Below are 21,902 nucleotides of genomic sequence, written 5' to 3'. Positions count from 1 at the left end.
TTAATTGCCCAAATTATTTGCAGTATTCACAATGCTGGAAAAAGGAATAACCTGATTAATCACACGTTGCCAACGAGCAAGTCCAGAAGCATCAACATAGACAATATCATTGCTGCGCATTTTGAACTTGTTGGCTAAACCAAAATCGGCAATGCTGGTTAAATCCAACTGATAAACTTCTGTAGAGGTGTCGACGGCATTGCTACGAACCACATAAATTTTACTGCGACTGGCAGATAGCGGATTTAAGCCTAAACTTTCACCTAATACATCACTTAAACTCATGCCCTGATCACGCATAGGTAAGGACTGGTTTTTACCCGATTCGCCCATCACATAAATTTTCTGGTTTTCACGTGAATTGACATACAAAGTATCATTCGGTTGGATTAATAAGTTGTGTAAAGAGAGTCCGGCTTTTTCCAGCTCAATGGTATTGAGTTTATACGTACGGCCTTGTCTGACCAGAGTAATCGAAGCATTATCACCTTGCTGAGAGTTCACGCCACCTGCCATACCTAAAGCGGTATATACACTGACAGGTTGATCGCTCAGTGCGAATTGCCCGCCCTTAGTGACATTACCTTGCACAGAGAAACGCTGACCTTGATAAGACAACACCCGTGCAATCACATCAGGGGTTTTTAAATAACGGCCAAGCTGGCTACGTAATTCCTGATTGACTTGGTTTAATGACTTTCCAGCTGCTTTATAACGGCCAATCATGGGAAATTGAATATAGCCATTTTGGTCAATTTGATAACCGTTGGCTTGTACTGATTGTTCATTACTAATAGTTGTTGTTGGTGGGGTAATATCTGGATATGCCCACAAATAAACAGAAAGAACATCACCCCTACTTAATTTATAATTTTTATGGGAAGTATTAAATAAATGAGCATAATCTTGACGAAGATTAATTTCGGCAGGTTGTACCGCAAATAAAGATTCTTGAGTGAGTTGAATTACATTCACCTGAGTGCCTAAATCCGTTTGGTAAACTCCTTCAGTTGGTAAATCATAAGTTTGTAAACCAGAAGTGACTGCACAACCCGTCATGGAACAACTTAAAACCAATAAAGCAGTATATTGAATTTTTCTCACTCTAAATCCTGTTGTAAAAATTATTAAAAACTTAAACTTAAACTTAAACTATTCTACCTTTCTAATTACGAAAAAAATATAGCAAATTGTAAGTTGTTTACGAGAGATAAATAGATGAAAGGTGTTGAATAAAAAAAATAAAGCTATTATTCAATGCAATAGAAATCTATTTTTCGAGAAAATATTTAGTCAATTTTTTAATGTACCTTTATATAAATTAACAACGGAAAATACTTGATTATTCTGTTAGAATTGCCCTCGTTTTATTTAACCCTTAGATTATATAAATAAGCAAGGCTCAAAAATGCTAACTTTGTCAGAACTCAAGATTGCCGTGATTGGTTTAGGATATGTCGGTTTGCCTTTGGCGGTAGAGTTTGGCAAAAAAGTTCCAGTGGTCGGCTTTGATATTCATCAAAAACGGATTGAAGAATTACAAAGTGCGCAAGATCATACCTTGGAAGTGTCGCCCGAAGAGCTTAAAAGAGCCATTCAACTCAGTTATTCTGCAAATTTAGAAGATTTAAAAAGCTGCAATTTTTTCATTGTAACCGTCCCTACACCAATTGATGATTTTAAACAGCCTGATTTAACGCCTTTAATTAAAGCTTCAACCAGTATTGCTAAGGTATTAAATAAAGGGGATGTGGTTGTCTATGAATCAACTGTATATCCAGGTGCAACTGAAGAAACCTGTATTCCTGTGCTAGAGCAAGTGTCTGGTCTTAAATTTAATCAGGACTTTTTTGCCGGTTATAGTCCAGAGCGTATTAATCCAGGGGATAAGCTACGGCGTGTCACCAATATTTTAAAAATCACCTCGGGTTCTACCCCTGAAGTCGCGGACTTCGTTGACCAGGTTTATAACTTGGTCATTGAAGCAGGGACGTATAAGGCTTCAAGTATAAAAGTAGCTGAAGCTGCAAAGGTCATTGAAAACACGCAACGTGATGTCAATATTGCTTTAATTAATGAATTGGCTTTGATCTTTAATAAACTAGGGATTGATACCGAAGAAGTATTAAAGGCAGCAGGTACAAAGTGGAACTTTTTGCCTTTCCGTCCAGGCTTAGTGGGAGGGCATTGTATTGGTGTCGATCCATACTATCTAACCCATAAAGCACAGTCCATTGGGTTGCATCCAGAAATTATTTTAGCGGCACGACGTTTAAATGACCGTATGGGTGAATATGTTGCCACTCAGTTAATTAAAGAGATGGTAAAAAAACGTATTCAGGTCGTTGGTTCAAAAATTTTAGTCATGGGTTTAAGTTTTAAAGAAAACTGTCCTGATATACGTAATACCAAAATTGTAGATATGGTCAATGCTTTAAAAGAATATGATCTAGACCTAGATATTTATGATCCTTGGGTGGATATAGATGAGGCTAAACATGAATATGGTTTAACGCCCATTACCCAGTTACAAGAGCATCATTATGACGCAGTAATATTGGCTGTTGCACATGATGAATTTAAAAATATGTCGATAGCAGATTTTAAAAGATTGTCTAGAGAAAACTATGTGCTATATGACTTGAAATATATTTTGGATAAAGCAGAAAGTTCAATTCGTTTATAAGATAATATTTTTATTAGTTTTGATACTCATCAAAAATGGATTGAATAGTTATGTGCTAGAAAAGATGTTATTTGAAAAGCTTTACCGATAAGCTTGGGAGAATTATCTAATGTAAATATATTCTAAGTTTAAATAATTGAAAGAGTTGTTAATTAATGACAAATAACAGTCTAATTGTAAGAAATTCTATTTTTTTAGCAATGCGTACTATTGTCATTAGTATTGTTGGCTTGTTTTCAGTGCGTGAATTATTGGTAATACTTGGTGCTGAAGAATACGGGTTATTTAATCTCGTTTTTGGGGTTGCTGCTTTATTTGCATTTATAAATGGTGCGATGGTTTTATCTACTCAAAGATATTTGTCTTATTATATTGGTAAAAAAAATAATCAACTATTTGAAGATGTTTGGAGTAGTAGTTTATTTTTACACTTATTAATAGCAGTAACTGTTTCGGTTATTCTGCTAAGTTTAAAAAATTTAATGTTAAATAGAGTATTATCTATTGATTTAAGCTATATAAAATCTGCAAATTTTGTATTCTACTTTGCAGTGATTTCTATTTTTATTTCGATATTTCAAGCCCCTTTTAATGCACTAATACTAGCAAAAGAAAAGATGTCTTTTTATGCAGGATTATCTCTGTATGATGCTGTTTCTAAATTGGGAATAATTTATTGTTTGTATTTTATGCAAGAGCCATTGTTGGAAAAATATACAGTTTTGTATGTGAGTTCAAGTTTGGTGGTCTTTGTTATATATGCTTTATATTGTTATAAAAAATTTAATAAAAAAATACAGTTGAAAGTTTCAAATTTCCCTTTACTAAAGGGAATGTTTTTTTATTCTTCATGGAATATTTTTGGTAACTTTGCTGCCGTAGCCAAAATACAAGGTGTAAATATTTTATTGAATATTTTTTTTGGCGTTGTTTTAAACTCTGCATATGCAATTGCAAATACTGTGACTGGAATAGTCGGTGGATTAATCAATACGATCACGATAGCTAGTAATCCCCAAGTATATAAAAGTTATGCAGAGGGGGATAATGATCGAAATATTTTACTAATTCATACTATTTCAAAATTTAGTTTCTTTTTTTGTTTATTGGTAATTTTACCTATTTTATTTAATACTCAATATTTATTGAAATTGTGGTTACATGATTTTCCGAGTTATTTGACGATTTTTTTACAGATGGCATTGGTTGCTTTACTTATTGAAAGTCTTTCGGGGGTATTAATGACAGCAGTGCAAGCAACAGGAAATGTGAAAAAATACCAAATTGTATTAGGCTTTATAATATTTTTAAATTTACCTATAAGTTATTTTGCTTTGAAAGTATTTACAGAAGCTCTTGTTGTATATTGGGTTTCTATTTTAATTTCAATTATTTGTTTGTTATTTAGAATGGTTTTTTTAAAGAATTTATTGAACTTCAAAGTAACTTTTTATTTGAAAAATGTCATTTTGAAGATTTCTTTGGTTACAATAGCCTCAGTAATGTTAGCCTTGTTTTTCAAAAATAATATAAATCTATCAAATGATTTTTTGTCATTTATTTTTTTGTCTTTTACAATTATCATTAGTGTGCTAATTAGTATTTTATTTTTGGGATTAAATAAAATAGAAAGAAATTATATTTTATTAAATCTTAAAAAATATATGAAATAATTGTGTTTTTTTAAGTTTAATGAACTCGTGAATATTTTTTGGATTTTTTAATGACTAGGATTTTAAAGAAAATTATACCTAATGTATTTAAAAAAATAATACATTTAACCATTAACTATGGAAGTGATTTTTTAAAATATTGGAAATATTCTACTGTTAATAAAGTAGATAGTTTGGAAAATAAAGAATGTGAGCTTATTTTAAACTATCACTCTATTGAAAAAGGAATGTTGTTTAGTCCTATGAAGCCAAAATTTGCTATGCAAAGAGTGATCAACTTGCATAGTTATTTAAATGATTTTGATATCATGGAAAATGCTAGTAATTCTCAAATTTTTATTGCATATAAAGTAGTCATTGAATATTATGAATTACATGAAAATGCTGGAATTGATATTTCAGACTATTATACATTAGAACAATACGATAAATATAAGAAAATAATTAAAGATGTGGGATTGGATTTCAATTCTGGTAAGGTATGTTACTTAAAAAATGACTTTTATAAGAAAAATGCAAACTTTTTTGATTTTTCCTTTTCAAGGAAAAGTGTAAGAAATTTTACGGGAGAAAAAGTTAGTTATCAAAAGATTCTTGATGCTATCACATTGGCTAATAATGCCCCTTCAGTATGTAACCGTCAGGCTTCAAAAGTTTATTTGGTGGAAGATAAAAGTTTAATTGATTTTTGTCTACACGTTCAGGGGGGGCTCAATGGCTATACTGAAAATATTAATCAATTACTTATTTTAACTTGTAATAGAGAATATTTTTATACTATTGGAGAGCGGAATCAATTGTATATAGATGGGGGTATTTACTTAATGAATTTACTCTATGCTTTACATTTTTATGAAATAGCCTGCTGTCCCGCAAATTGGGGTAAAACTATTTATGAAGAAAATAAGCTTGCAGAAAAAATTAAAATAAAATCTTCTGAACAAATTATTTGTATGATACCGATTGGTTTGGCTATAGATGAATTTAATGTAACTTTATCTTATAGGAGATCAGCTGAGGAAGTTTTAAAGGTGATAAGCTCTAATGACTAAAAAAATTGCAATTTTGACTCAACCTCTCCACACTAACTTTGGTGGAACATTACAAGCTTATGCTTTGCAAAAAGTCTTAAAAAATATGGGACATGAGGTTGAAACTATAAATTATCGCTCAAAAGAGGCATCAGATTTAAGAAAATTACTCTCAGCATTTAAGCAAATTTTTAAATGCTCGGATATATTTCAATTTAATTCTAAACAGTTGGAAAAGATACAAGCACAGCATAAAAAATTTATATCATCTTATATTGATTTATCAGTCGAAATTAATAATGTGGATCAGCTTAGTGCTTATTTTTTAAATAAAAAATTTGATGCAGTTGTGGTGGGGAGTGATCAAGTTTGGAGAGCAGACTACTCTCCAAGAATTGAAAGTTATTTTTTAGATTTTTTAGAACTGAGCACACCTATTAGAAAAATAAGCTATGCAGCTTCATTTGGATTAGATACTTGGAATTTTTCTAAAGAAATGACATTAAAATTAGCAGAACATGCAGGAAATTTTAATTCAATATCAGTTAGAGAAAATTCTGCAGTTGGTCTGTGTAAACAAAATTTAAATGTGGCGGCACAGCAGGTTTTGGATCCTACTCTGCTTCTAGACCGCAATGATTATATTAAACTATTAAATAATAATAAACCTAAAAACAATAATAAAATATTTAGATATATTTTAGATATGACGGAACATAAGCAAAATATTGTAAATAAAATATCAGAGCAATTAGGCGGAAAACAGGTATTTATAAATCAACCATTAAAGAAGCATAAAGATAAATTTATTCTTAATGATTTATCTGACTATGTGTATCCTTCTATTGAAAGTTGGATAAAATCTTTTGATGAAGCTGATTTTATTATAACAGACTCTTTTCATGGTACGGTTTTTTCAATTATTTTTAATAAACCGTTTATATCAATCAAAAACAAAGAGCGTGGGAATTCAAGGTTTGAGACTCTATTAAAAATCTTTGGATTAGAGGATCGATTAATTGAAGATTTAGACGATATTGATATTAAGAAATTGAATAATATTGACTATGAAAAAGTGAATACTATTCGCAAAGAAAAGGCAATAGAGTCTTTAAGTTGGTTAAGAAATTCTTTGGTGTAAATGTGGATGAGTAATATTAAAGTTTCTATTTTTGTTCCAATGTATAATGTGGCAGATTTTATAGAAAAATGTGCTAAATCATTGTTTATGCAGACTTATGAAAATATAGAATATATTTTTGTTAATGATAGTACACCTGATAATACAATTGAAATATTGCAGAATTTATTGGAAAAATTTCCAAAACGGAAGCATCAAGTTAAAATTATTCATCATGAAGTTAATAAAGGTATTGCTGCTACTAGGAATACCGGAATTTTAAATGCTACTGGAGAATATCTACTGCAAGTAGATGGTGATGATCATATAGACATTAAAACAGTTGAGTTAATGCTGAATAAAGCTATAGCGGAAAAGGCAGACATTGTTTTATGTAATTACTATTTAGAGTTCAAAAAAACAAATATTGAAGTAAAACATGGTTTTTTAGATAAAGAACAATATTTGAAGGATGTATTATCTGCAAAAATTCCACCATCAATTTGGAATAAATTAATCCGTTTAGAAGTATATCAAAAGAATAATTTGCTCTTTAATGAAGGGGTGAATTATGGTGAGGACTATATGCTAGTTCCACAAATTATATATTTTTCAAAAAAAATATCTTCTCTTGATATACCTTTGTATAATTATATTCGTTGGAATACCAATTCCTATACTGCGCGAATTAAAGAATCACACTTAAATAACTTAATAAAAGTATGTGAAAATTTAAATAATTTTTTTTATAATAGAGGTGAATTTAAAGAATTTTTAAATATAGGTTTTAGTACAAAAAAAAGTGATTTGCTGAGAGATGCTCATACATTTAAAATGTTTAAAATAATTTTGTATAACTTTAATGTTGATTTATTATTTGGTGACAATAAATTTTATAATTTTATAATTTTATTATTGAAGAATAAGATTTTCTTATTGGCTTATTTGTTTTTGTCGTTTAGAAGGTTGATGGTTAAAGCTTATTCTTGTTTTTTATTTTAAAATTTATTTTTTCAACTTGGATTCCATTAATATGAAGTTATTATACTTTATTCCTAATCTTAGTACTGCTGGTGGTATGGAGAGAGTTTTAACAAAAAAAGTTAACTATCTTGCTAAAACTGGTAACTATAATATTTTTATTATTACAACAGATATGAATGAGTGGGAGGCTCCATTTTTTGAACTGGATGATAGTATAAAAGTTTTTAAATTTAAATTATTTTTTAATGAACTGTATGGCTTAAATATTTTTCTGAAAACTTTAGAAACATATAGGTTATTAAGAAAATATCGTGAAATGTTAGAGTTTTTTCTTAATAAAGAAAAAATTGATTTTTGTATTAGTATGGGGGGGAAAGAGTTAGAGTTCTTATATAAAATTTCATATCCTGTTAAAAAAATATATGAAGCTCATTTCAGTTATGGAATAAGGACTAGGAACTTATTACAAAATAAATCTAATAGTATTTTTTGGAAAATTATAGGAATAATTAGAGAGAAACAATCTTTAGTTCAAACAAAAAGCCTTGATAAAGTAGTTGTCTTAACAGAGAAATCTAGAGTAGATTGGAGTAAAACTAATAATAATGTAGTAGTGATCCCGAATCCATCGTCAATTTCGACAAGTAACTGTGATTATAAATATAATCCGAATTCTAAAAGGGTGATTGCAGTAGGGCGTTTAGAATATGAAAAAGGGTTTGATTTATTAATTAATGCTTGGGTGGAAGTTAATAAAAAACATTCTGATTGGAAATTGGATATTTATGGTGAAGGTACTTTAAGAAAAGAATTACAAGAATTGATCAATATTAATAATTTGAATGATAATGTGAATTTATGTGGTTTAACAAATAATGTTGCTTTAGAATTGTCAAAAAGTGCTTTTTATGTACTTAGTTCTAGGTATGAAGGACTTCCAATGGTCATGTTAGAGAGTTTAACATGTGGTATACCTATGGTTGCATTTGATTGTGATACTGGACCTAGGGATATTATAGAGAATAGTGATTGCGGATTTCTAGCAAGAAATGAAGATGTTGCTGACCTTAGTAAGCAAATTATTAAGATGATTAATCTAGGCTGCAAAAGATTTAACCTTTCTCAAAATTGTAAAAATAAATCTCAATTATATTCAATAGATAGAGTTATAAATATATGGGTTTCTCTTTTTAATAGTTTATGAATTAAGTCATTTATTTTAGTAACTCTATATTTAGGATATGTTTATGAGTCGGGCGAATTATAGTATTTCTATCACTGTAATAAATTTTTTGTTGGCTTTATTGCCTGGATATTTATCCGTATCATCATATATATTTCTTAGCTTATGTTTAATAACTAAATATAAATGGGCACCTGTGATTTTTTTAAATTTATGTTTTTTGGTTCTAGGGAATGAAGATCTTTTTACTGGTTTAAGTAGCTTTGGAAATCTAAAATATCTTATTATTTTTATTTTTATTATTCAATCCATTTTTTATTTTCCTCGAAGTTTTATAAATAATAATCATTTTGTTTATTTGGTTTTATTATTCTTTGTTATTTTTACTCATAGTTTATTTTTTAGTTTTTTCCCATTGTATTCAATTATTAAAATTGGTTTTTGGTTTTCTTTTGTTATGTGTTTTTTAATATTTTTTTATAAATTTAATGTTGATGATAAAATTAAAATCTTCAGCTCTTCTTATTTTGTGCTATTATTAGTGGTAATATTTTCATTAATTTTAAATTTTTTCCCTTCTATAGGTTATTCTCTTAATGGTGAAGGTCTCCAAGGTATAACTAATCAGCCTCAAGTTTTTGGGGCTATTTCAGGTTTATTCTCTTTAGCTTCTTTAATTTTATTTTTTAAAAAAAATAAATATTTACTTTTATTTTGCTTTTTAATGGGGGTTTTTGGGGTTTATTTGAGTCAATCAAGAACGGCTTTTCTAGCTCTTTGTATTTCATTATTTTTTTTGTTAATTCAAGTTTTTTGGGATAAAATTTCATTAAGTAAAATAAAAGTATTCTCTAAAAATTCATTAAAAATCTCTATTAGTTTTTTATTTATCTTCCCTTTTTTTATTTTGTTTAACTTTGAATATTTTATTGATTTTCTTAATAAGCGAGGAGAAGGGGGGGTTACAAGTGTTGGTGAATCATCAAGGTCTTTTTTTATAGGACGCATGTTAAATAATATTGATACCTATGGTTTAACTGGTATTGGTTTAGGGATTCCTTCTGATTTTAACTTTTCTGATATGAGTTATTTACCATTTATTGATTTACCTATTAGTTTGCCTGTAGAAAAAGGTGTATTTTATATTGCAAATATAGAAGAGTTGGGGTTTTTATTTGGCGGATTGGTTTTTCTAATTTTATTTATAATGTTTAAAAAGAGGTTTATTGTAAATATATATGCTTCTATCATTGTATTTATATTTTCTACTAATTTAGCAGAAAACACTTTTTTTTCTGTGGGTGGTTTGGGTATGTTGTTTTGGGTTTTTGCTTGTATGGCTATGGTTTATTTAAGAAGAGAGAGTTTAATAAAATGATACTTCTTGATTCAGTATATATTAATACAGGTGGTGGTTTAGTCTTACTAAAATACTTGGTAGATTGCTTTGAGTCTGCCTTTGATAATGTTTTCTATTTGTTTGATAAGCGTACGGAAAATATTTTTAAAAAAATCCCTTTAGAAAAAAAAATGTTTATATCTAATTCTATTTTAGAAAGGTATTTTTTTTATAAAAAAAATAAACACCAATTTAATAAAGTTATTTGTTTTGGTAATTTACCTCCTAATATTCGATTAAATGCTAAAGTTTTTGTCTATTTTCATCAAAAACTTTTTCTAGAAATACCTGGAAATTTTTCAATTAAGAATAAATTTATAATTTTTTTTAAACAAAATATATTAAATTTTATAAAAAATAATACTGATTACTGGTTGGTTCAAAGTAACACTATGAAAATAGAGCTAGCTAAAAAATATTTTAATGGGTTTAGTGGGAAAATAGTCAAATTGCCATTCTATCCTAAGTTAGAATTTTCTAAGCTTAGTGTTCCACGTATTGCAGGAAGTTTATTATATGTCAGTAATAGTTCACCACATAAAAATCACTATAAATTAATAGAGTCTTTTTGTTTAGCTTATGATGAAATAAATAAATCAAGCTTAACAATTACTGTACCAATTTCAGATGTTAATCTATGTGATCTTATTAAAGAAAAAATAAATTTAGGTTATCCTATTATAAATGTTGGTTTTATTGAAAGAGAAAAGCTGGCTGAACTTTATTTAAGTCATGAATATTTAATATTTCCTTCATTAGCTGAGAGTTTTGGTTTGGGACTCGCAGAAGCTATTGATGGGGGATGTAAAATTATTGCGGCAGATTTGAATTATACTTATGAAGTGTGTGAACCTTCCTTAGTTTTTAATCCTTACAGTGTAGAATCTATGAAAAATGCAATAGTAACTGCTGTCCAGAATGAATTACCATATGCCCAAAAATTGATTGAAAATGATATTTCTAAGATTATGCAACTTTTAGCGGATTAAATAATGACTTTTGTAAACAAAACTTTACTTATTACAGGTGGTACGGGTTCATTCGGAAATGCTGTTTTAAACCGTTTTTTGGAAACAGATATTAAAGAAATCCGTATTTTTAGCCGTGATGAGAAAAAGCAAGATGATATGCGTAAGAAATATCAGTCATCTAAGCTTAAATTCTACATTGGTGATGTACGTGATTATAACAGTGTCTTAAATGCTACTCGCGGCGTAGATTATATTTATCATGCTGCAGCTTTAAAACAAGTACCTTCATGTGAATTCCACCCAATGGAAGCGGTTAAAACCAATGTACTGGGTACAGAAAATGTTCTGGAAGCTGCTATTCAAAACCACGTAAAACGTATTGTATGTTTAAGTACAGATAAAGCTGTTTATCCAATCAATGCAATGGGTATTTCAAAAGCAATGATGGAGAAAGTCATTGTGGCGAAATCACGTAATTTAGAAGACTTAGATACGACTATTTGCTGTACGCGTTATGGTAATGTTATGGCATCACGTGGCTCAGTGATTCCTTTATTTGTTGATCAAATTCGTCAAGCTAAACCTTTGACAATTACAGATCCTGATATGACACGTTTTATGATGACTCTGGATGATGCGGTAGACTTAGTCTTATATGCATTTGAACATGGTGAAAACGGTGATATTTTTGTACAAAAAGCACCAGCCGCAACAATTCATGTGTTAGCACAAGCTTTAACTCAGCTATTAAATGTACCAGAGCATCCTATTTCAATTATGGGTACTCGTCATGGTGAAAAGGCTTTTGAAGCATTATTGAGTCGTGAAGAAATGGCTGTTGCTTTAGATCAAGGTTATTATTATCGCGTGCCAGCGGATCAGCGTGACTTAAACTATGCAAAATATGTTGAAAATGGTGATTTAAAAATTACCCAGTTTGAAGACTATAACTCCCATAATACAGAACGTTTAGATGTTGAAAGTATGAAAAAGCTTTTACTCAAGCTGGAATTTATACGTGCCCTAACTCAAGGCCAATATATTGATCCTGAGGCTTAAAATATGAAGATTTTAGTCACCGGTTCAAATGGCTTTATTGCAAAAAACTTGATTCAATTTCTCTCAGAAAAATCTGATGTTGAAGTATTAAAGTTTCATCGAAATTCCGCTGAGTCAGAACTGGAACAGTCTGTACTTGCTGCAGATTGGATTGTACATTTAGCGGGGGTCAATCGTCCCTTGAGTGAACAAGAGTTTATTGATGGTAATCTTACTCTCACACAAAAAATAGCAGACATTCTTAAACAAGCAAAAAAGCAAACCCCGATCATTCTCTCTTCCTCTATTCAGGCTGAACGTGATAACGCTTACGGTCAGAGTAAATTGGGTGGTGAACAAGCTTTAGTGGAACTGCAGCAAAAGCAGGGCAATCCTGTCTATATTTGCCGTTTAGCCAATGTATTTGGTAAATGGTCACGACCGAACTACAATTCGGCCGTTGCAACATTCTGCTATAACACCGCGCATGATTTACCGATCCAGATTCATGATGAAAATGCAGTTATTCGTCTAGTGTATGTAGATGACGTTGTAGAATCATTCTGGAATATTATTCAGGGTACACAGCAGGTAGAACAAGTTTTTGCCATACAACCTGAGTATCAGATTAGTGTTGGTGAGTTAGCGCGGACACTGAAAGGTTTTAAAGAATCTCGTAATACATTAATTACTGATCGTGTCGGAACAGGTTTAACTCGTGCATTGTATTCAACCTACTTAAGTTTCTTAAAGCCTGAACAGTTTGATTATAGTGTGCCGAAATATGGTGATCAGCGCGGTGTGTTTGTTGAAATGTTAAAAACACCTGATGCAGGACAGTTTTCTTATTTCACAGCACACCCAGGCATTACTCGTGGCGGACATTATCATCACAGTAAAACTGAAAAGTTCTTAGTCATTAAAGGCAAAGCATTATTCAAATTTAAGCATGTGGTTACTGGTGAATTCTATGAATTAGAAACAACAGGCGAAGAACCGCGTATTGTTGAAACTGTACCAGGCTGGACACATGACATTACCAATATTGGTGATGAAGAAATGGTGGTCATGTTATGGGCAAATGAAATTTTTGACCGTGAAAAACCAGATACTTATGCTATGCCATTAACCAATTAAGAGTTGAAATTGTGAAAAAATTAAAATTAATGACGGTGGTTGGTACTCGTCCTGAAATTATTCGTTTATCACGTGTCATGTCTGCCTGTGATAAATATTTTGACCATGTATTGGTACATACCGGTCAAAACTATGATTATGAATTAAATGAAATTTTCTTTACTGATTTAGGTATCCGTAAACCAGATCATTTTTTAAATGCTGCAGGTGCGACGGGTGCTGAAACGATTGGTAATGTGATTATTGCAGTTGATAAAGTTTTGGAAGAAGTTCAGCCAGAAGCATTACTTGTATTAGGTGATACCAACAGTTGTATGGCGGTTATTCCTGCTAAGCGTCGTAAGATTCCAACCTTCCATATGGAAGCGGGAAATCGTTGTTTTGATATGCGTGTGCCTGAAGAAATTAATCGTCGCATTGTCGATCACACTGCTGATATCAATTTAACCTATAGCACAATTGCACGGGATTATTTACTTGCTGAAGGCTTAGCTGCTGATCAAGTAATTAAGACAGGCAGTCCGATGTTTGAAGTGTTAAATCACTATAAAGCAAAAATTGAGTCTTCAGATGTACTTGAGCGTTTAGGTTTAAAAGAGCATCAATACTTTATTGTCAGTGCGCACCGTGAAGAAAATATCAACTCAGACCAAAATTTTTTAGATTTAGTTGAAATGCTCAATGCAGTTGCTGAAAAGTACCAATATCCTGTGATTGTTTCAACACATCCACGTACCCGTAAACGTATTGAAGAGCTGAATATTGAGTTTCATCCCTTAGTTCAATTACTAAAACCACTGGGTTTTAGTGATTACAATAAATTGCAACTTGCTGCAAAAGCAACTTTGTCGGACAGTGGCACCATTAATGAAGAATCTTCAATTCTGAATTTTCCTGCTTTGAATTTACGTCAGGCACATGAACGCCCTGAAGGTATGGAAGAAGCAGCAGTGATGATGGTAGGTTTAACGTCTGAGCGTATTTTACAAGGCTTAGAAATTTTAAATCATCAGCCTCGTGGTGAGGAACGCTTATTACGTTTAGTGGCTGACTACAGCATGCCAAACGTGAGTGAAAAGGTTGTGCGTATTATTTTAAGCTATACCGATTATGTTAACCGTGTAGTGTGGAAGAAATATTAAGCTATGAAAATTCTTCTTTTAACGCAGTGGTTTGATCCTGAACCTACTTTTAAAGGATTGGCTTTTGCGAAAGAGTTAAAGCGCCAGGGCCATGAAGTACAGGTGCTTACAGGATTTCCTAATTATCCTGGTGGAAAAATTTATGATGGTTATAAATTAAGATTGTGCCAACGTGAGGAAATAGAAGGTATTTCTATTTTGCGTGTTGCTTTATATCCAAATCATGATAGCTCTGCGTTAAAAAGAATTTTTAACTATATTAGCTTTGCTTTTATGGCCATGCTGTTTGGTATTTTTGCGACTAAAAAAGCCGATGTAATTTATGCTTATCACCCACCTTTAACGGTGGGTATTGCTGCTATTTTTATTAAATTGTTCCGCCGTACACCAATTGTATATGATATTCAGGATATGTGGCCTGATACCTTAAAAGCAACAGGCATGCTGAATAACAATAAAATTTTAAATCTTATTAATTCAGTATGTAAGCTGGTTTATCGATCTGTTGATCATATTGTCGTGTTGTGTCCGGGCTTTAAAAAGCTGTTGATAGAGCGTGATGTACCAGAAGAAAAAATTAGCATTATTTATAATTGGTGTGATGAACAAGGCTTGACTCAGGCTCAGCCGGCAAAGATTGAATATCAACAACTGATGCAGAATAAATTTAATATTGTTTTTGCTGGAAATATGGGGAAAGCTCAAGCTTTAGATAGCATTTTAGATGTTGCTAAAAAAGTTCAGCATATCCAAGAAATTCAATTTGTTTTTGTCGGTGGTGGAACTGAAACCGAGCGTTTAAAACAACGTTTAACTACTGAAAATATTTCTAACACCATCTTTATTCCACGTATGCCTATGGCCGAGGTCGGGGGAGTCTTAAAGCTTTCGAACTTATTGTTGGTACACTTAAAAAAAGATCCATTGTTTGAGATTACTGTACCATCCAAGACTCAAGCTTATATGGCGATGGGTAAACCTGTATTAATGGCAGTGGCTGGAGATGCTGCTGATCTTGTAGAAAGAGCGGAGTGTGGCTGTATTGCAATCTCTGAGGATGTAGCAAGTATTCAGCAAGCTGTTTTGAAAATTTATCATCTAAGTGATTCAGAGAAAGCAAATATGGGTAGAAATGCTTCGTATTTTTATGAAGAAAAACTCTCTGTTAAAAGTGGCGTAGGTCAATTTATAGAGGTTTTTAGAAAGGTTTATAAATGTTAAAACGTTTACTTGATATTATTATCGCTTCAATAGCCCTCATTCTGCTTTCTCCACTTTATTTTATTGTCGCACGTAAAGTTAAAAAGAATTTAGGCTCGCCTGTATTATTCCGCCAAGTACGTCCGGGTTTGCATGGCAAGCCATTTGAAATGATTAAGTTTCGTACCATGAAAGATGCTGTGGATACACAAGGTAATCCATTACCAGACAGTGAACGCCTAACGCCATTTGGTAAAATGCTGCGTTCAACCAGTCTGGATGAGATGCCAGAGCTCTGGAATGTGGTTAAAGGGGATATGAGTATTGTTGGCCCCCGTCCATTATTGACAGAATATTTGCCACTTTATAATACTGAACAAGCCAAACGTCATAATGTGCGTCCTGGTATGACAGGTCATGCACAAGTCAATGGACGTAATGCGATTAGCTGGGAAGAAAAGTTTAAACTGGATACCTGGTATGTAGAGAACCAGTCGACACTACTTGATTTTAAAATCATGCTAAAAACAGTGCACAAAGTTATTGCTAAAGATGATATCAGTGCCGAAGGTGAGGCGACAATGCCAAAATTTACAGGGAATGCGAAAAAATAAACATGAATATTTTAATCACTTCAGCAGGGCAACGAGTTTCATTAGTACGTTCTTTCCAAACAGAACTGAAAAAATATTTTGAAAATGGTCAGGTCTTTACCACTGATTTAAACCCTGTATTAGCCCCTGCATGTCATGTTTCTGATCAAAGCTTTACTGTACCACGTGTCACAAGTCCTGAATATATTGATCAGTTGTTACATATTTGCTTGAATAATCAGATTAAATTAGTCGTGCCAACGATTGATACAGAGTTGTTAGTTTTAAGTGAAAATATTGAATATTTTAAGAAACAAGGTATTCACTTATTGGTGAGCGACACTGAACTAGTGCAGCAATGCCGTGATAAACGTCAAATTAATCAGTTTTTTGAAAATCATGGAATTTGTATTCCTCAGCAATATGATTTAGACAGTTTACAGTTCCCTGTATTTGTCAAACCTTATGACGGCAGTTTAAGCAAAGGTATTTTCACTGCACATAGCACAGAAGACATTAAGCCTGAACATTATGCTGATCCTAAACTGATGTTTATGGAATACATTGTGCCAGAGGATTACGATGAGTTCACCGTCGATTGTTACTATGATCAAGCTTCTGAATTAAAATGTGTGGTACCACGTAAGCGTATTTTTGTTCGTGCGGGTGAAGTCAATAAAGGCGTGACTAAAAAGAATATTATTGTGACTGAGTTTAATCAGAAGTTAAAACATATACCAGGTGCACGTGGTTGTTTAACAATTCAAGTATTCTTGCATAAAACTGAAGATAAAATTCTAGGGATTGAAATTAACCCACGTTTTGGTGGGGGTTATCCACTCAGTTATTTGGCTGGTGCCAACTATAGCCAATGGGCTATTAGAGAATATTTATTAAATCAAAAAATTGAAGAGTTTGCAGCATGGAGTGATAAATTGCTGATGCTACGCTATGATGCTGAGGTTTTGGTAAATGACTACCAAGGTTAAGGCTTTAGTTTTAGATTTAGATGACACGCTTTACGCTGAAATAAAGTATTTGCAATCAGCATATCATTTTATTGCAGCACAAATTAGTGCTCAGCCACAACAACTGAGTGCTAAAATGCTGGCAGAATATTATGCTGGCGAAAATGTTTTTGAAAACATTTCCAGAGTATATCAACTAGATAAGGCAAAATTACTAGATTGGTATCGTTTCCATAAGCCAGATATTACATTATTTCAGGATGTTGCAGAGACGTTAAATCATTTAGCTACAGAATATAAGTATGCAGTCATTACTGATGGGCGTTCAGAAACTCAGCGTAACAAATTACAAGCATTAGGATTGACTGATCTTTTAAGTAGTATAGTAATTTCTGAGGAAATTGGTTCAGAAAAGCCATCTACAGCTAATTATGAAAAAGTAATGCGCGATTTACAGTGTGAACAGTATATCTATGTGGGCGATAACTTAAAAAAAGATTTTGTGACCGCAAAATGCTTAGGTTGGACAACTATTTGTTTGAAAGACCAAGGACAAAACATTCATAAACAGAATTTTTCAATTGCTGAGGAGTATCAAGCTGATCATTGCTTAAACTCTTGGCAAGAAATTAGAAACTTCTTATCAATAGATAGCAATAAGATCAAATAGGATTAGTTATAAATGTTAAACACTGCATTTGAACCATGGCCAAGTTTTACCCAGGAAGAAGCTGATGCGGTTTCCCATGTATTATTGTCCAATAAAGTCAACTACTGGACCGGACAGGAATGCCGTGAGTTTGAAAAAGAATTTGCCCAGTTTGCGGGAACTCAATATGCAGTAGCACTTGCCAACGGTACGGTTGCTTTAGATGTTGCACTTAAAGCATTAGGCATCGGAGCAGAGGATGATGTGATTGTCACTTCCCGTACTTTTTTAGCTTCTGCCAGTTCAATTGTCACAGCAGGTGCAAATCCAGTATTTGCCGATGTGGAACTTGACTCCCAAAATATTTCACGTCGCACCATTGAAGCAGTACTCACACCAAATACCAAAGCCATCATTTGTGTGCATTTAGCCGGTTGGATGTGTGACATGGATCCGATCATGCAATTGGCTGAAGAGAAAGGCTTATATGTGATTGAAGACTGTGCTCAAGCACATGGCGCAATGTACAAAGGTAAATCTGCCGGCTCCATTGGTCATATTGCTGCTTGGTCATTCTGCCAAGACAAGATCATGAGCACTGGCGGTGAAGGTGGCATGGTCACCACTAATGATGAGTCGCTTTGGAAAAAAATGTGGTCCTATAAAGACCATGGTAAAAATTTTGATAGCATCTATAACAAACAACATCCACCGGGGTTCCGTTGGTTGCACGATTCATTTGGTACCAACTGGCGCATGATGGAAATGCAGGCGGTGATTGGGCGTATTCAGCTGACAAAAATGGTTGAATGGACAAAAAAACGTACAGAAAATATGGAAAAAGTTTTAGCGGTATTTGAAAGCAGTCCATATTTTACTGTGTATCGTCCATCCGCAGATTATGTACATGCAGCCTATAAATGCTATGTACAGGTCAATACTGAAAAGCTGCCTGAAGGCTGGTCACGTGACCGCATAATGAATGAAATTGCAGCTTTAGGCGTGCCTTGCTTTAGTGGTTCATGTTCAGAAGTTTATTTAGAGCTTGCTTTTGATGATACACCTTGGCGACCAGCACAGCGTTTGAAAAATGCGCAAAAATTAGGTGAAACCAGTCTGATGTTTTTAGTTCACCCTACTTTAAGCCAAGAGAGCATGAATAAAACTGTAGCGGGTATCCAGCAGGTGATTAACCAGCTTTAATAGTGCATTGAATAATGTGGAGCGTAAAAATATATGCTCCACATTATAAAATAGGTGGATTAAATGCATGGGATCTAGATTAAATCAAGAGATATCTAATCTATATAAAATAATCGAATTGAAAAAGAAGCCTTTCCAGTGAAATCAATTATTGTTCCATTCGCTACAGCATCAAGACATAAGAAACAAAGCTTTTTAATCGTTTTAGATTTTTTGGTTTTTCCTGTTCTTATCTGGCTTTGTTATGCCATTCGTCAGTTTGACCTCGGCGCAGAGGTTGTTCCAAACTTGGCTTTTGGCTCTTTATGGGTCAGTGTTTTGGCAGTTTGTTCATTACTGGTTTGTGGTGTTTATCTTTTTATTGTACGTACCTTCAATGAGGTATTCATTGCTAAATTAGCACTTGCAACTGCCTTAACGGTTGTAGGTCTATATGCAATGGCATATTGGACTGATGCTTTTATTCCAACATCGATTCCTTTGATGTTTGGTTTCTTGATGTTTAGCTGGATCTGGGTAAGCCGCGGCATTATTCGAGCTGTGGTGAAGTCTTATTTACAGTCCGATATTCCGCGTAAACGTGTTGCAATTTATGGTGCCGGATATGCCGGTCAACAGGTGGCAGCCACACTCTACAGATCCGATGAGCATTTACCGGTATTTTTTATTGATGATGATGTTTCATTGTCGAGTCAAATGATTGGCGGATTAAAAGTTTATCATCCTGCACATGCTTTAAATTTATGTGCAAAACAACAGGTAGATGAAATACTGATTGCACTGCCTTCTGTGGGGCGTGTGCGCAAAAGTGAAATACTCAAGTTTTTAGAGCCAGCACATCTTAAAATTACTGAAATCCCGGGTTTGACCCGATTGGTGGATGGGGAAATTCGCGTTTCAGACATCAAAGAAGTAGATATCATTGATTTGTTAGGCCGCGATCCCATCCCGCCTATTCAAGAATTATTGGCTAAAAATATCCTGAATAAAGTCGTGATGGTGACTGGCGCGGGCGGTTCAATTGGTTCAGAACTGTGCCGACAAATTATTAAAAATAAGCCTCAAAAATTAGTGATTTATGAACTTACAGAATTTGCCTTATATGGTATCGATAAAGAGCTGAATTTAAATACCGATATTGAAATTATTCCTATTTTGGGAACCGTGCTGGATCAAGCAAAATTAGAACGGGTGATTGAACAATATCAAGTTCAAACGATTTATCATGCTGCCGCATATAAGCATGTACCTTTAGTTGAATGTAATCCACTTGCTGGGTTAAAAAATAATTCGATTGGTACTGCATTTAGCTTGAATGCTGCGGTAAAAAAAGGTGTTGAAACTTTTGTTTTAATTTCAACAGATAAAGCAGTACGTCCGACCAACGTGATGGGCGCCTCAAAACGTATGGCAGAATTGTACTGTCAAGCCATGGCTGAAGCACAAAACCAGACCCAAGTCAGTATTGTCCGTTTTGGTAATGTTTTAGGTTCATCGGGCTCAGTGGTTCCTTTGTTTAAGCAGCAAATTGCTAAAGGTGGTCCAATCACTGTGACCCATCCCGATGTAACCCGATACTTCATGACTATTCCGGAAGCATCACAGCTGGTGATTCAGGCCGGTGCTTTGGGACAAGGTGGTGATGTATTCTTATTGGATATGGGTGAACCTGTCCGTATTCAAGATCTTGCACGACAAATGATTTCCTTAAGTGGATTGACAGTTCGTGAATCAGATTCGAAGCATGGGGATATTGAAATTCAATATTCCGGTTTACGTCCAGGTGAAAAACTGTATGAAGAATTACTGATTGATCATGAAGATACCGAGATCACACAACATACTCGTATTTTAAGATCCTTCGAAAAGCATTATCCTTTGAACGAGTTGATTGAAATTTTTGAAAGAATCAATATGCTGACCGCTGTTGAAGATGATGTAAATTGGGCATTAGTGCAATTAGAACATTATGTTGATGGCTATCAACGTGGTAAAGAAATTAAAGTAAATTAATATTTAGGTATGATGATGATCAAAAAAGCGATTCTCCCTGTTGCTGGATTAGGCACACGTTTTTTACCCGCAAGTAAGTCGATTCCCAAAGAAATGGTTACGGTTGTTGACCGTCCTGCAATTGAATATGTAGTCCGCGAGGCAGTTGCGGCAGGGATTGAACAAATTATTCTGGTGACGCATTCTTCAAAAGCTTCCATTGAAAATTATTTTGATCGTAACTTTGAACTTGAAACCATATTAGAAAATAAAAAGAAATTTGATTTGCTCAAAGAAATTACTGAAATTTTACCACTGCATGTCAGTGTGATTAGTGTTCGTCAACCTCAACCGCTGGGTTTAGGGCATGCTGTTCTTTGCGCTAAAGCAGTGATTGGTGAAGATGACTTTGCTGTATTGCTTCCAGATGTGTTGGTGAAAGATTCTGATACTCCAAATGACTTAAGCCTGATGATTCAGCGTTTTAATGACACTCAAGCATCGCAAATTATGGTGGAAGCGGTTCCTGATCGTCTGGTGGATCAATATGGAATTGTTGACGTTAAGCATTCACCGAATGAAGGTGAAAGTATCGTGATGCAGGGTATTGTTGAAAAGCCTGCAATAGGTACAGCACCATCCAATCTTTCAGTGGTTGGTCGCTATGTTTTGCCTGCAAAAATTATGAAATTACTTGAAAATACACCAAAAGGTGCTGGTAATGAAATTCAACTGACCGATGCTATTGCCCTGCTTCAGGAAACAGAAACTGTTGAAGCCTATCGTATGAAAGGTCAAACCTTCGATTGTGGGAGCAAAATTGGTTATTTAAAAGCAGTGCTTCATTATGGTATTGATCATCCTCAATTAGGTGATACATTTAAAGGGTTAATCAAAGAATTAAAACTATAAAACTATAAAATTATAAAGCTA

19 protein-coding genes are annotated in these 21,902 nt (G+C 33.3%); 18 read left to right on the top strand and 1 reads right to left on the bottom strand.

The features are described 5' to 3' along the window. Window positions 1–1,104, bottom strand: a complete 1,104-nt coding sequence (locus HLH14_RS11745) for a polysaccharide biosynthesis/export family protein (protein ID WP_378321244.1) — start codon at window positions 1,102–1,104, stop codon at window positions 1–3. A 304-nt stretch (window positions 1,105–1,408) separates the two neighbouring features. Here HLH14_RS11745 and tviB point away from each other — a divergent pair, with 304 nt between their 5' ends. From tviB to galU, 18 genes are all read left to right on the top strand, one after another. Then, window positions 1,409–2,686 (top strand): Vi polysaccharide biosynthesis UDP-N-acetylglucosamine C-6 dehydrogenase TviB, encoded by a 1,278-nt coding sequence (gene tviB, locus HLH14_RS11740; protein WP_171533124.1) that lies wholly within the window; start codon window positions 1,409–1,411, stop codon window positions 2,684–2,686. A 155-nt stretch (window positions 2,687–2,841) separates the two neighbouring features. Beyond that, complete coding sequence (locus HLH14_RS11735; protein WP_171533123.1) at window positions 2,842–4,359, top strand: MATE family efflux transporter; 1,518 nt, start codon at window positions 2,842–2,844, stop codon at window positions 4,357–4,359. 50 nt (window positions 4,360–4,409) lie between these two features. Continuing rightward, entirely contained in the window at window positions 4,410–5,411 is a 1,002-nt protein-coding gene (locus HLH14_RS11730; RefSeq protein WP_171533122.1) for a nitroreductase family protein, read from the top strand. Further along, window positions 5,404–6,531: a polysaccharide pyruvyl transferase family protein gene (locus tag HLH14_RS11725; RefSeq protein WP_171533121.1), complete on the top strand. Its 1,128-nt coding sequence runs from the start codon at window positions 5,404–5,406 to the stop codon at window positions 6,529–6,531. The genes HLH14_RS11730 and HLH14_RS11725 overlap by 8 nt, the downstream gene beginning before the upstream one ends. Window positions 6,532–6,537: 6 nt before the next feature. Continuing rightward, window positions 6,538–7,512: a glycosyltransferase family 2 protein gene (locus HLH14_RS11720; RefSeq protein ID WP_171533120.1), complete on the top strand. Its 975-nt coding sequence runs from the start codon at window positions 6,538–6,540 to the stop codon at window positions 7,510–7,512. Between the two features lie 31 nt (window positions 7,513–7,543). After that, window positions 7,544–8,698: a glycosyltransferase family 4 protein gene (locus HLH14_RS11715; RefSeq protein ID WP_171533119.1), complete on the top strand. Its 1,155-nt coding sequence runs from the start codon at window positions 7,544–7,546 to the stop codon at window positions 8,696–8,698. Between the two features lie 43 nt (window positions 8,699–8,741). Next, window positions 8,742–10,055, top strand: coding sequence for an O-antigen polymerase (locus tag HLH14_RS11710; protein WP_171533118.1), 1,314 nt, complete (start codon window positions 8,742–8,744; stop codon window positions 10,053–10,055). Continuing rightward, window positions 10,052–11,065, top strand: coding sequence for a glycosyltransferase (locus HLH14_RS11705; RefSeq protein ID WP_171533117.1), 1,014 nt, complete (start codon window positions 10,052–10,054; stop codon window positions 11,063–11,065). The genes HLH14_RS11710 and HLH14_RS11705 overlap by 4 nt, the downstream gene beginning before the upstream one ends. 3 nt (window positions 11,066–11,068) lie before the next feature. Then, complete coding sequence (locus HLH14_RS11700; protein ID WP_171533116.1) at window positions 11,069–12,106, top strand: polysaccharide biosynthesis protein; 1,038 nt, start codon at window positions 11,069–11,071, stop codon at window positions 12,104–12,106. A gap of 3 nt (window positions 12,107–12,109) precedes the next feature. Further along, window positions 12,110–13,222, top strand: coding sequence for a UDP-2-acetamido-2,6-beta-L-arabino-hexul-4-ose reductase (wbjC, locus tag HLH14_RS11695; protein ID WP_171533115.1), 1,113 nt, complete (start codon window positions 12,110–12,112; stop codon window positions 13,220–13,222). Window positions 13,223–13,233: 11 nt separating this feature from the next. Continuing rightward, window positions 13,234–14,364, top strand: coding sequence for a non-hydrolyzing UDP-N-acetylglucosamine 2-epimerase (wecB, locus tag HLH14_RS11690; RefSeq protein WP_171533114.1), 1,131 nt, complete (start codon window positions 13,234–13,236; stop codon window positions 14,362–14,364). 3 nt (window positions 14,365–14,367) lie between these two features. Beyond that, window positions 14,368–15,585, top strand: coding sequence for a glycosyltransferase family 4 protein (locus HLH14_RS11685; RefSeq protein ID WP_171533113.1), 1,218 nt, complete (start codon window positions 14,368–14,370; stop codon window positions 15,583–15,585). Then, window positions 15,579–16,178 carry a sugar transferase gene (locus HLH14_RS11680; protein ID WP_171533112.1) on the top strand — a complete coding sequence of 200 codons (600 nt, stop codon included), beginning with the start codon at window positions 15,579–15,581 and terminating at the stop codon, window positions 16,176–16,178. The genes HLH14_RS11685 and HLH14_RS11680 overlap by 7 nt, the downstream gene beginning before the upstream one ends. Before the next feature lie 2 nt (window positions 16,179–16,180). Further along, entirely contained in the window at window positions 16,181–17,146 is a 966-nt protein-coding gene (locus HLH14_RS11675) for an ATP-grasp domain-containing protein (protein ID WP_171533111.1), read from the top strand. Further along, entirely contained in the window at window positions 17,130–17,795 is a 666-nt protein-coding gene (locus HLH14_RS11670; protein WP_171533110.1) for an HAD family hydrolase, read from the top strand. The genes HLH14_RS11675 and HLH14_RS11670 overlap by 17 nt, the downstream gene beginning before the upstream one ends. A 12-nt stretch (window positions 17,796–17,807) precedes the next feature. After that, a complete protein-coding gene (locus HLH14_RS11665) occupies window positions 17,808–18,977 on the top strand; it encodes a DegT/DnrJ/EryC1/StrS family aminotransferase (protein ID WP_171533109.1) in 1,170 nt (389 codons plus the stop codon). 138 nt (window positions 18,978–19,115) lie between these two features. Continuing rightward, window positions 19,116–20,990: a polysaccharide biosynthesis protein gene (locus HLH14_RS11660; RefSeq protein ID WP_171533108.1), complete on the top strand. Its 1,875-nt coding sequence runs from the start codon at window positions 19,116–19,118 to the stop codon at window positions 20,988–20,990. Between the two features lie 15 nt (window positions 20,991–21,005). Continuing rightward, on the top strand, window positions 21,006–21,881 hold the full coding sequence (galU, locus tag HLH14_RS11655; protein WP_171533107.1) for a UTP--glucose-1-phosphate uridylyltransferase GalU: 876 nt from the start codon (window positions 21,006–21,008) through the stop codon (window positions 21,879–21,881). The last annotated feature ends 21 nt before the right edge of the window (window positions 21,882–21,902 follow it).

It is taken from the genome of Acinetobacter terrae, from assembly GCF_013004375.1.
Taxonomy (GTDB): domain Bacteria; phylum Pseudomonadota; class Gammaproteobacteria; order Pseudomonadales; family Moraxellaceae; genus Acinetobacter; species Acinetobacter terrae.
This window is presented reverse-complemented; position numbering and strand designations above follow the sequence as displayed.

Coding starts and splice junctions, on each gene's coding strand:
- tviB (WP_171533124.1), top strand. CDS start 1,409: ATGCTAACTTTGTCAGAACTCAAGATTGCCGTGATTGGTTTAGGATAT.
- HLH14_RS11735 (WP_171533123.1), top strand. CDS start 2,842: ATGACAAATAACAGTCTAATTGTAAGAAATTCTATTTTTTTAGCAATG.
- HLH14_RS11730 (WP_171533122.1), top strand. CDS start 4,410: ATGACTAGGATTTTAAAGAAAATTATACCTAATGTATTTAAAAAAATA.
- HLH14_RS11725 (WP_171533121.1), top strand. CDS start 5,404: ATGACTAAAAAAATTGCAATTTTGACTCAACCTCTCCACACTAACTTT.
- HLH14_RS11720 (WP_171533120.1), top strand. CDS start 6,538: ATGAGTAATATTAAAGTTTCTATTTTTGTTCCAATGTATAATGTGGCA.
- HLH14_RS11715 (WP_171533119.1), top strand. CDS start 7,544: ATGAAGTTATTATACTTTATTCCTAATCTTAGTACTGCTGGTGGTATG.
- HLH14_RS11710 (WP_171533118.1), top strand. CDS start 8,742: ATGAGTCGGGCGAATTATAGTATTTCTATCACTGTAATAAATTTTTTG.
- HLH14_RS11705 (WP_171533117.1), top strand. CDS start 10,052: ATGATACTTCTTGATTCAGTATATATTAATACAGGTGGTGGTTTAGTC.
- HLH14_RS11700 (WP_171533116.1), top strand. CDS start 11,069: ATGACTTTTGTAAACAAAACTTTACTTATTACAGGTGGTACGGGTTCA.
- wbjC (WP_171533115.1), top strand. CDS start 12,110: ATGAAGATTTTAGTCACCGGTTCAAATGGCTTTATTGCAAAAAACTTG.
- HLH14_RS11685 (WP_171533113.1), top strand. CDS start 14,368: ATGAAAATTCTTCTTTTAACGCAGTGGTTTGATCCTGAACCTACTTTT.
- HLH14_RS11680 (WP_171533112.1), top strand. CDS start 15,579: ATGTTAAAACGTTTACTTGATATTATTATCGCTTCAATAGCCCTCATT.
- HLH14_RS11675 (WP_171533111.1), top strand. CDS start 16,181: ATGAATATTTTAATCACTTCAGCAGGGCAACGAGTTTCATTAGTACGT.
- HLH14_RS11670 (WP_171533110.1), top strand. CDS start 17,130: ATGACTACCAAGGTTAAGGCTTTAGTTTTAGATTTAGATGACACGCTT.
- HLH14_RS11665 (WP_171533109.1), top strand. CDS start 17,808: ATGTTAAACACTGCATTTGAACCATGGCCAAGTTTTACCCAGGAAGAA.
- galU (WP_171533107.1), top strand. CDS start 21,006: ATGATCAAAAAAGCGATTCTCCCTGTTGCTGGATTAGGCACACGTTTT.